The organism is Actinomadura sp. KC345, from assembly GCF_004348515.1.
Classification (GTDB): Bacteria; Actinomycetota; Actinomycetes; order Streptosporangiales; family Streptosporangiaceae; genus Spirillospora.
In genome coordinates this window covers 23,017-33,865 of sequence record NZ_SMKH01000052.1, presented here as the reverse complement: position 1 = coordinate 33,865, position 10,849 = coordinate 23,017, and the positions used below count along the sequence as shown (strand labels likewise).

Annotated in this window: 6 protein-coding genes; 1 reads left to right on the top strand and 5 read right to left on the bottom strand. The window is 73.8% G+C overall.

All coding sequences use genetic code 11. The features are described from left to right. From E1281_RS11775 to E1281_RS11755, 5 genes are all read right to left on the bottom strand, one after another. On the bottom strand, positions 1-4,869 hold a 4,869-nt coding region (locus E1281_RS11775; RefSeq protein ID WP_131877333.1), incomplete at its 3' end, for a type I polyketide synthase. Positions 4,870-5,094: 225 nt separating this feature from the next. Next, positions 5,095-6,192, bottom strand: coding sequence for an alpha/beta hydrolase (locus E1281_RS11770; RefSeq protein ID WP_131877332.1), 1,098 nt, complete (start codon positions 6,190-6,192; stop codon positions 5,095-5,097). Between the two features lie 224 nt (positions 6,193-6,416). Then, entirely contained in the window at positions 6,417-7,055 is a 639-nt protein-coding gene (locus tag E1281_RS11765; protein WP_131877331.1) for a hypothetical protein, read from the bottom strand. 185 nt (positions 7,056-7,240) lie between these two features. Beyond that, positions 7,241-8,254 (bottom strand): glutamine synthetase, encoded by a 1,014-nt coding sequence (gene glnII / locus E1281_RS11760; protein ID WP_131877330.1) that lies wholly within the window; start codon positions 8,252-8,254, stop codon positions 7,241-7,243. 138 nt (positions 8,255-8,392) lie between these two features. Next, complete coding sequence (locus E1281_RS11755) at positions 8,393-9,040, bottom strand: TetR/AcrR family transcriptional regulator (protein WP_131877329.1); 648 nt, start codon at positions 9,038-9,040, stop codon at positions 8,393-8,395. A 166-nt stretch (positions 9,041-9,206) separates the two neighbouring features. Here E1281_RS11755 and E1281_RS11750 point away from each other — a divergent pair, with 166 nt between their 5' ends. Next, positions 9,207-10,847, top strand: a complete 1,641-nt coding sequence (locus tag E1281_RS11750; RefSeq protein WP_131877328.1) for an ABC transporter substrate-binding protein — start codon at positions 9,207-9,209, stop codon at positions 10,845-10,847. Positions 10,848-10,849: the final 2 nt, after the last annotated feature.

Here is a 10,849-nt window from a genome sequence, read left to right as displayed (position 1 = left end):
GGGCAGGGGCGTGAGCATGGCGTGGACGAGGTCTGGCGGGTCGCCCTTCCGGGGTGCGGGAATCGCGTCCGGGGGTGTCGCGGTCAGGTGGCGGAGGATCACCTCGCGCTGGGCGGCGATCAGTTCTCGGCCGTTGCGGAGGTAGGCGAGGACGGCTTCGGAGTCGCGGTCGGCCATGGCCGGGACGCGCTCGGCGGGACGGAGCGCGTTGGGCGGGTAGGCGCCGTCGGAGCCGCGGACGAGGTGGCCGTTGACAAGCCAGCCCGGTGCCGGCTCGGGGACGGTCAGCGGGCGGGCGTCGCGGCCGGCGAAGAGGGGCAGCGGGTCCACCGGGACGCCGGCGGCGGCCAGTTCGGCGAGGGCGTGCAGGAGGCGGGTGAGTCCGTTCTCGCCGGGGGCGTCGCAGCTCACGGCGGTGTGCGGGCGGTCGCCGAGGATCTTGCCGACGAGGCCGGTGAGGAGGCCTCCGGGGCCCGCCTCGACGAAGGTCCGGGCGCCCGCGTCGTACATGGCCTCGATCTGCTCGACGAAGCGGACGGGCGCGGCGGTCTGCCCGGCGAGGGTGGCGGCCAGTTCGGCGGGGTCGGTGTCGTACGGGGCGGCGGTCGCACCGGCCCAGACCGGGAAGGCGGGTGAGCGGAGGTCGCGCCCGAGGAGGTCGGTACGGAGGTCGGCGGACGCGGCGGCGGCGAGCGGGCCGTGGAACGCGCACGGGACGGGGACGCGCTCGGCGGACAGGCCCGCGGCGGACAGGGCCGGCAGGGCGCGGCCGAGGCCCGTGCGAGTTCCGGAGATCACCACCTGGCGGGGTGCGTCGTGGCTGGCGATGACGACCTCGGAGACGCCGGAGAGCGTCTCGCGGACCTCGCGCAGGGAGGCGTGCACGGTGACCATCGCGCCCGGTTCGCCGGCGGCGGCCAGGACCGCCGCGGCGCGGGCGGCGCTGAGCTCGACCATGGCGGTGTCGTCGAGGACGCCGGCCGCGCAGAGCGCCACGAGCTCGCCGTGGCCGTGGCCCGCCGCGAGATCGGGGTGGACGCCGAGGGCGGTGAGCAGGCGGTGGACGGCGAGTCCGGCGATGCCGAGGGCGGGCAGGGCGACTCGGGTGGACTCGGCCTGGTGGCGCCCGGTCTCGTCGGGGGTGAACGCGGCGGGCGGGAACATCGCCGGGGCGTACCGCCCGCCTGCCAGGCGGAGGAGGCGCTGGAGGCGGGGGAAGGCGACGAAGAGGTCGGCGAGCATGGCGGGCCGCCGGCCGCTCTGGCCGGGAAAGAGGAACGCCACCTGGCCCGGTTCACCCGAGGGGACGAAGACGCCCGGCGCCGCGCCGGACTCCCTCGCGGCGGCGAGCTTGCGGCGGAGATCGTCCAGGTCCGTGGCCACGAATGCCGTCTGGAGCGGCCCCTGGAGGGACGCGGCGGTCCGCGCGAGGTCCCGGAGCCGGGGTTCGCCCGCCGACAGCTCCAGGAGCCGGTCGATCGCGGCCTCGGCGGCGGGGCGGTCCGCCGCGCGGATCAGGAACAGCTCGGCCCGCCACTCGGCGAGCCCCGACACGGGCTCGGGAGCGCCGCCGTAGCCGGACAGGACGGCGTGGAAGTTCGTGCCGCCGTAGCCCGAGCCGCTCACCCCCGCGTACCGGTCTCCGGGACGGACCGCCCACGGGCGCGCGGCGCCGCCGAACACGAACGGGCCGTCCGGCGTCCACGCGGAGCTGGGGCGGACGAGGTGCGGCGCCCCCGGGAGGACGCCCGTGTGCAGCGCGTACGCGGTCTTGATGAGACCGGCGAGCCCCGCGGCGCACCGAGTGTGCCCGATCTGCGCCTTGACCGAGCCGAGGGTGACGCCTCCCGCGGGAGCATCGTCGGTGAACACCGAGGCCAGGGCGGTGAGCTCCGTCCGGTCGCCGGCTTCGGCGCCGGTAGCGTTCGCCTCGATGAGGCCGATCCGGGCCGGTGGCACGCCCGCGCGTTCGTGGGCGCGGTCCAGGGCGCGCCGCTGTCCCGCGCCGCGGGGCGTGGTGAGGTCGGCGGCCCGGCCGTCGGCGGCCCCGGCGACGGACTTGACCACCGCGTAGATCCGGTCGCCGTCGCGTTCGGCGTCCCCGAGGCGCTTGAGGACGACGCACGCGATGCCCTCGCCGGGCACGATGCCGTCCGCGGACGCGTCGAAGGCGGCGGCGCGGCCGGACGGGGACAGCTCCGAGGAGAGCAGCAGGTAGTCCTGGACGCCGGTGCCCAGGTCGGCGCCGCCGCACAAAACCATGTCGCTGGCGCCCGCGGCGAGGTCCTTGCAGGCGGCGTCGAGCGCGGCCAGCGACGCGGCGCCCGACGCGTCGAGCGTGCAGCCGGTGCCGCCGAGGCCGAGGGCCCCGGCGATCCGTCCGGCGATCACGCTCGTCAGGACGCCGGGGAGGGAGCCCTCGGCCGGACGCGGGAGCCGCTCGTCCAGCGCGGCCGGGACCTCGCCGAAGTAGGACGGGAGCGTCGCACGCACACCGTAGGCGGTGCGGAGGTCACCGCCGCCCGAGGCACCGAAGAACACCGACGTGCTGGAGCGGTCGAACGGCCGGTCGGCGTACCCGGCGTCGTGGAGCGCGCGGGACGCGACCTCCAACGAGAGGAGCTGGACGGGTTCGACGCCGCCGAGAGCCTCCGGCGCGATGCCGTACGCGTGGGGGTCGAACGGGATGTCGGGGACGAAGCCACCCCACTTGGACGGCGTCTTCCCCGCGTCGGCCGGATCGTGATGGATCTCCGGATCCCAGCGCGTGACCTCGGTGATGGAGTCCGCCCCGGCGACGATGTTCGCCCAGTAGCCGTCGGCGTCGCGGGCGCCGGGGAAGACGCAGCCCATGCCGATGATCGCGATGTCGGCCGGGCACGCGGCGTCCGCCGGGGCCTGGTCCGGCTGCGGTCCGGCGACGCCCAGCTCGGCGGCGCGGGCGGCGAGGAACGCGGTGGCGCCGCTCGTGACCCGCTCGTGCAGGTCGGCGACCCCGCTCGTGGCCGAGCGCAGCGCCACGACCTGGCCGATCATGTACATGCCGCCGGCCCGCTGCAGGGCCGCGCCGACGGGATGGCCGCGGCGCAGGCCCTTCGCGGCGACGCCGAGGCGGCCGAGGTTCAGCTTCTCCAGCCGGCGCCGCACCTCGTCGCGGGACATCCCGACCTGTTCCAGCTCCCGGCGTGTCTCCGCGAAGATCTCCACGTACCGGGTGCGGGCGCAGCGCGTCGCCTGGCCGGGCGCCGACTCCAGCAGGGCCGTCCCGTCTCCGGTGAGCGCGGTGTGCTGGTAGCCCGGCAGGATCGCGCCCGTCGCGACCGCCTCCGGGGTGAACAGGTAGGCGGTGCCCATCAGCACGCGGACCTCGGCGCCCCGTTCCGCGAGCGGCCCCGCCAGCGCGGCGACCATCGCGGCGGACCGCTCGTCGTGGATCCCGCCCGCGAACATCACCGACAGCCCGGCCGCGTCGCCGCCGAACTCCAGCAGCCGCTCGACCTGCGCCTCCCAGAGCGGGAAGGCGGCGCGCGGCCCGATGTGGCCGCCGCACTCGCTGCCCTCGAAGACGAACTTCCGCGCGCCCTCGTCCAGGAACCGGTCCAGCAGGCCGGGCGACGGGACGTGCAGGTAGGTGCCGATCCCGGCGGCCTCCAGCGGCTCCGCCTCGGCCGGGGACCCGCCGGCGAGGAGCGCGTACGGAGGCCCGGCCGCGCGGACGGCGGCGAGCTGGGCCTCGCGGGCGCCGGGCGGCGCAGACCCGATGACGCCGACGCCCCAGGGGCGTCCGCCGAGCCGGTCGGCGGTCTCGCGCAGCAGCGACTCGACCCGGTCGCCGTCCATCGCGGCGAGCGCGAGGAACGGCAGCCCGCCCTCCTGCGCGACCGCGCCGGCGAACGCCGAGCAGTCGCTGACCTGCGTCATCGGCCCCTGCACGACCGGATACGCGCGGCCGGACGCGTCCTCCTGCGGCGCCAGCGGCACGGTCCGGACCGCGGCTCGCAGATGCGCGCCGATCTGCTCGCGGATCGCCTGGACCACTCCCCCGGCGGTCTTGTGGCGGTCGGCGAGCGTGACGGCGAGCGGGCCGTCCTGGCCCACGGGCAACGGGCGCTGCCGCGGGCCCGCGGCGGTGCGCGCGTCCTCGCCCGGCTCAGGCCGCGCGAGGACGCGGTGGCCCTCGACGATCGCGGTCTCGCCGCCGTCCATCTCCGCCAGCGCTGTCGCGACCTCGGCGGGCAGGTCCATCTCCCGGACGAGGGCGAGCTGGACGTCCAGGACGACGCCGGCCGCGCCTCCCGCGACCGCCGCCGCGGCCGTGTGCGGCCCGATGCCGCCCGCCGCGTACACCGGGACGTCCACCGACGGGTCGCCCAGCAACCGCTGAAGCAGGACGAACGTGGTCAGGTCGCCCACACGCCCGCCCGCCTCGGTGCCCCGCGCGATGAGCCCCACGTCGCCGGTGAACCCGCGGGCGACGGGGATGACGGCCGCGGCCTCGTCCGGTCCCACGACCTCGACCAGGAGGCGGCGCCCGCGCGCGAACCCGGCGACGTCGAGCGCGTCGTCGGACCGCAGCGCCGGCGCGTCCACCAGGACGGTGCCGGCGGCGGCGGGGATCTCCGCCGGCCTGACGCGGCACCCGGCCGGGACCCGGACGCCGAACGGGCCCGTCCACCAGCGGCGTATGTCGGCGAGGGCCGCGAGCCCGGACGCCCGGTCCGCGCCGAGGTCGAGCACGCCGGTCCCGCCCGCGCGCGCGACCGCCACGGCCAGGTGGGGCGCGGGGCGGCCGAACGGGGTGACCCCGATGATCTCCGTTCGGAGAGGGCTCCCCGGCCCCTGCCCGTACTCGCCCGTGTCCGCCGCCATGCGCTGCCCTCCGACGTCCCGCCCGGCCCGGTCGGCCCGGACCGGCGCGGCTCGCAACAACGGTGCGCAACACTACGTTCGGCGACCCCTCCGTTACCGGGACGACACACCCGGGTGCGCGCCGATGACGGCGCCGCAAAGGACTTTGGACGGTCCCTTGACGTGCCGGAGACCCGCGGCGGGTGCTCGCGGAGGCGCCCGGCGCGGGTCCGGGCCGCCGCGGGTTCAGACGGTGGCGGTGGTGCGCTGCGGGCGGATGCCGTGCCTGACGATGCCCTCGTCGAGCCAGCGGTCCAGATGCCGCCACGTCGTCGCCTTGGCCGAGCGTCCGGTCAGCACGCCCAGATGGCCGCCGGAGACGATTTCGAAGCGCACCTGCGGCGCGCCGGCCAGCAGCCGGATGAGGGGCAGGACGGCCCGGACCGGTGCGAGGACGTCGCCGCGTCCCGCGATGGCCAGCACCGGCACGGCGACCCGGCCGAGCTCGACCCGGCGGTCGCCGATCTCGATGCCGCCGCGCATCAGCGAGTTGTCGCGCAAAAGGGCCCGGTAAATCTGCCGCGCGGTGCGTCCCGGGTAGGCGGTCATCGAATCGGTGAAATGATCGACGGCCTCGGCCTGCGCCAGGAAATCGGCGTTGTCAAGGTTGGTCAGTATCTTGTAAGGCCGCAGCATGAATCTGTCTGTTCCGGCGACCCGGTAGGCCCGTTTCACCAGCGGGCGGGGGACGCCGCCGAACATCAGCCCGAGCACGTCCGCCTCGGCCCCGCGGGTGAGGCCGAGCAGCGGCCGCAGCGGCGCCGCGAGCCGTACCGCGCCCGCGTCGACCGGTGCGGCGATCACGGCGACGGACGCGATCGGCAGGTCCGGGTCGTCGGCGGCCGCGAGCAGGGAGAACAGCCCGCCGAGGCACCAGCCGACGAGCTGGACCGGCTGACCGCCCGCGTCCCGGCTGACCGCCCGGATCGCGCCGGGCAGCACGTCCCCGATCCACTCCGGCAGCCCCAGGCCGCGGTCGCCGTACCGGACCGGCCCGTAGTCGAGGAGGTAGCTGCGCCGCCCAGCCCGGACGACGTGCTCGGCGAGGCTGCACCCGCGGCGCAGGTCGTAGCAGCGCGCGGGCGCCGCGAGCGGCGGGACGAACAGCACCGGAGGCCCCGCCGGCACCACCCCCTCCGGCGGCCGGTAGCGGTACACCGACCGGTACGGCCCGTCGTCGATCATTCTCGCCGGCATCGGGCGCAGATCGGCGAGATGCCCGTGCTGGACCAGCTGGAGGAGATTGGCCGTGGCGGCTCGCAGGCCTCGCGGGGAGAGGATCATCGCGTCATTATCCATCCGCATTCGACGAACACCCCAGGGTGCGCATTGACCAAAGGCGGCCGTTCTCCACACCACGGCCCATCTAGGCATTAATACACTGGTCAGAGCCCACCCGATAACGTCCGCCTGTGAATCCTGCGTTAATTCGGATTGACACTCGAACGCTTTCCGGGGCCGCCGCTGCGGCCGGTCCGGCGGTCACCCCGTCCGGCCGGTCCGGGACGTCATCGCCGGCCGCGCCCGCCGCGCCGGAACGGGCCGTCCCCGGGGAACGGCCGCGACCCGGCCACCACGGCCGACAGCACCACCACCACGGACGTCCCGCCGGCCAGGTTGATGCCGGCCGTCGCGAGCGCCGCGTCGAACGGGCCCTTCAGCGTCAGCGGCAGGATCGTCAGCAGCGCGACCGCGATCCCGCCGATCCACGCGAACGACCGGACCGGACGGGCCGCCGTCGCCAGCAGCAGGTGCATCAGCGCGGTCGCCTGGATCACCGCCGCGGCCGCGCACAGCGCGTAGCTGGCCGCGGCCGGCTCCGCGGCGGTGTGCTCGCCCGCGAAGACCGGGACCTGCACGCCGAACATCGTGCGCAGCCCGATGACCGCGGCGAACGACAGGACCGCCCCGGCGAACGCGGCGGCGGCCCCGGTCCACCAGAGCTGGCGCAGCGGCGGCGCGGAGCGGGCGGAGATCTCCTCGTGCAGCGCGACGAAGTCCTCGTACCGCCGGGCCGGCGCCTCCGCCGGGCGCCGCCGCGCCGTGGAGGGACATCGGAACGACCGTTCCCAGGGCCGTGGCGCAGGGCGGCCGGCGTGCCTGCCGGGCAGGCCGCCGGAGTACCGCCCGAATGGCGAATCGGGCATGTTCCCTCCCCCGGTGCGAACGTAGACAGTGCTACCCGGCACCGGACGTGGGAACTCCCCCAAGCACACCATTTTGCCGATGTTTGGCCGCCTTGCCCGGCATAACCGCCCCCGCCCGGGACGCGACGATCCCCGGGGAGACGGGCTCCCCGGGGATCACGGCCTTGCCGGTCAGATCTGGCCGGTCAGACCTGGCCGGCCTTCTCCAGCGCCGCGCAGCAGGTGCCCGTGATCAGCCGGGCCACCACGTACGGGTCGACGTTGGCGTTCGGCCGGCGGTCCTCGATGTAGCCCCGCTTGTCGACCTCGACCTGCCACGGGATCCGCACCGACGCGCCGCGGTCCGACACGCCGTAGCTGAACTCGCTCCACGGCGCCGTCTCGTGCATCCCGGTCAGCCGCCGCTCGATGTCGGCGCCGTATCCGGCCACGTGCTCCTGCGCCTTCTCGGAGAGCGCCTCGCACGCCGTGATGATCGCGTCGTACCCCTCGCGCATGGCCTTGGTCGAGAAGTTCGTGTGCGCCCCCGCGCCGTTCCAGTCGCCCTCGACCGGCTTCGGGTCGAGGGTCGCGGAGACGTCGTGGTCCTCGGCGATGCGGTAGAGCAGCCACCGCGCGATCCACATGTGGTCGCCGACCTCCAGCGTCCCCGCCGGCCCGATCTGGAACTCCCACTGCCCGGGCATGACCTCGGCGTTGATGCCCGAGAGCTTCAGCCCGGCGGCCAGGCAGGCGTCCATGTGGGCCTCGACGATCTCGCGGCCGAACACCTCGTCGGCGCCCACGCCGCAGTAGTAGAAGCCCTGCGGGGCCGGGTAGCCCCGCTCGGGGAAGCCCAGCGGCCGCCCGTCCTTGAAGAACGTGTACTCCTGCTCGATGCCGTACCACGACTCCTGCGCCGCGTACTTCTCGGCGACCGGACGCAGCTTGGCCCGCGTGTTGGTCTCGTGCGGCGTCCCGTCCACGAGGAACACCTCGCACAGCACCAGCTTGTTCTCCCCGCCCCGGATGGGGTCGGGGCAGGAGAACACCGGCTTGAGGACGCAGTCGGAGTTGTCACCCGGCGCCTGGTTCGTACTGGATCCGTCGAAGCCCCAGTCCGGCAGGTCGGCGCCGTCGGCCAGGATCCTCGTCTTCGACCGCAGCCGCGCGGTCGGCTCGGTTCCGTCGATCCAGATGTACTCGGCCTTGTAGCTCACGTGGGTCCCTTCGAGGAGGTTCGGCACGTCACACGCTGCCAATCAGGCATTTCTGACCTGTTGCCCGTTTGTGAACGTCATGTAAACCGCCTAATGGAAGGGGCGAATACCCCACATCAACCGGAATCCGGACATCACTCACTCCGCGACGGACGCGGCATGGTCCCCGAGGACCTGCGCGCGGACGCCCGCGAAGAACGCGACGAGGACGTCCACGCACTCCTCGATGTCGGGGTAGCGGCCGTCGAGGTGGCCGATCGCCATCGCCTCGGTCAGGGCCGTGACACCGTCGGCGACCATCTCCAGCCGCAGCGCGCGCTCCGGCGTGTCCGCCGGGATGCCCGCCGCGACGAGATCCTCGACCAGGCCGGCGCGGGTGGCCGCGGCGCGGCGGCGGGCGGCCTCGCCCAGCGGGGTGGCGCGGTCGAAACGGGCCCGGACGTTGAGCCGGAAGAACTCGGGGTGGGCGCACATCTTCTCGAGCGGGACCCGGAACGCGTCCCGGAGCCGTTCGGCGCTGCGCGGCGCGTCGCTGGAGCGCTGCCGGGCCTCGCGGATCACCGGGCCGGCCTGCCGGGCGGCCTCCTCGCCGAGCGCTTCGAGCAGGTCCTGCATGTTGCGGAAGTGCACGTAGAAGGTGGACTGGGCGATGCCGGCGCTACGGCACACGTTCCCCGTCGACAGGCCCACCTCGCCCTCGGTGTCGAGAATGCGCAGGGCGGACCCCAGCAGCCGGCGCCGGGTCAGGTCCTTGGCCTCGCGCCGGCTCAGTGTCACATCAGGCATCGCTCCCCCTGAACGTCCAGCCCAACGATAGCCATACCGGCCATCGAGTTAACCATGTCACCTGTACATCCCGCAGAAATCAGGAGCTGTCAACCCATTGAAATCGAATTCGGTGATAGTACTATCGGCGAAAAGTCTGTGACCTCGGTCACGGAGAGGGGTTGTCGTGGGACTTGTGACGACACAGCGGCACCGGCGGCGGGTCGCCGCCGCCGCACTGGCTCTCACCACGTGCGCCGCGCTGACGGCGGCGTGCTCGGGCACCGGAACGTCCGGCACCGGCTCCGGTCCGGAGGGAACGCCCGTACGGGGCGGAAACCTCGTCTACGGCCTCGGCGCGGACGCCGACGGCTTCAACCCGATCACCGACTCGTTCGCCCCGCAGACCTACGCGATGGCCGGCACCGTCATCGAGACGCTCACCACCGTCGACGCCACCGGGCGGTGGCGCCCGCTGCTGGCCGAGTCCGTCGAGCCGAGCGAGGACGCCGCCCGGTGGACGATCAAGCTGCGCGAGGGCGTCACGTTCTCCAACCAGCAGCCCGTCAACGCCGAGATCGTCAAGGCCAACCTGGACGCGCAGAAGGCCTCACCGCTGACGGCGGCGGTCCTCGCACCGGTCCGCGACATCAAGGTCGTCGACGCCAGGACCGTCCAGATCGATCTCGTCAGCCCCTGGGTGAGCCTTCCCTACACGCTGGCCACCCAGATCGGCATGATCGTCCCGCAGCTGTCGCTCACCGACTCCGACAAGGCGAGCCGGCAGCCCGTCGGCACCGGGCCGTTCATGTTCCAGAGCTACACCCCCGACAACCGCTTCATCGTGAAGAGGAACCCGGAGTACTGGCGCGAAGGACTGCCCTACCTCGACCGCGTCGAGTTCCGGATCCTGCCGGACTTCCAGACCCGGGCGCAGACCCTGGAGTCGGGCGGGCTCACCGCCATGGCCACCCAGCGCGACAACGACATCGTCAAGTTCGGGAAGCTCGCCGAGCAGGGCACGTACAAGCTGTACAGGGCCGCCGGCATGTCGGTCCCCGAGCTGGCCTTCATGCTCAACACCGCCGCCGGCCCGACGAAGGACCTGCGGGTCCGGCAGGCGATGGCCCACGCCACCGACCGCGACGCGATCATCAAGACGCTGCGCTCCGACCTGACCGAGCCCGCCGACGGCCCCTGGTCACCGGACTCGAAGTGGTACGTCCCGGGCGGCTACCCCGCGTTCGACCCGAACAAGGCCAAGGCGCTGATCACCGAGTACGAGCGGGAGGAGGGGCCGGTCCGGATCGAACTGCTGAGCGTCCCCGACCAGTCGGCGATGCAGAACGCCGAACTCGTCCAGGACATGTGGAAGAAGGCCGGCATGGACGTCACCGTCCGCCAGGCCGACCAGGCCGATCTCATCCAGCGCGCCCTCATGGGGAACTACGGCGCGATGGTCTGGGAGCAGTTCAACCGGCCCGACCCCGACGACGCCTACACCTGGCTGCACTCCAGGTTCGTCCAGCCGGTCGGCTCCGTCTCCATCAACATGAGCCGGATCAGGGACGAGCAGCTGAGCGCCGCCCTGGACGCCGGCCGCGCGAGTTCCGACGAGGCCGCGCGCAAGAAGGCGTACGCGACCGTGCAGAAGCGCCTCCGCGCGGAACTGCCGTTCATCTGGATCGACCACCTCTCCACCAGCGCGGTGGTCACCAAGTCCAACGTGAACGGCCTGGCCCAGTACAAGCTGCCGGACGGATCGACCGCAAAGCCGCTCATCGGCTCGCCGACGCACCCGTTCGGCCAGATCTGGATCGGCGGGTGAGC

Coding starts and splice junctions, on each gene's coding strand:
- E1281_RS11765 (WP_131877331.1), bottom strand. CDS start 7,055: ATGCCCGATTCGCCATTCGGGCGGTACTCCGGCGGCCTGCCCGGCAGG.
- E1281_RS11755 (WP_131877329.1), bottom strand. CDS start 9,040: ATGCCTGATGTGACACTGAGCCGGCGCGAGGCCAAGGACCTGACCCGG.
- E1281_RS11770 (WP_131877332.1), bottom strand. CDS start 6,192: ATGATCCTCTCCCCGCGAGGCCTGCGAGCCGCCACGGCCAATCTCCTC.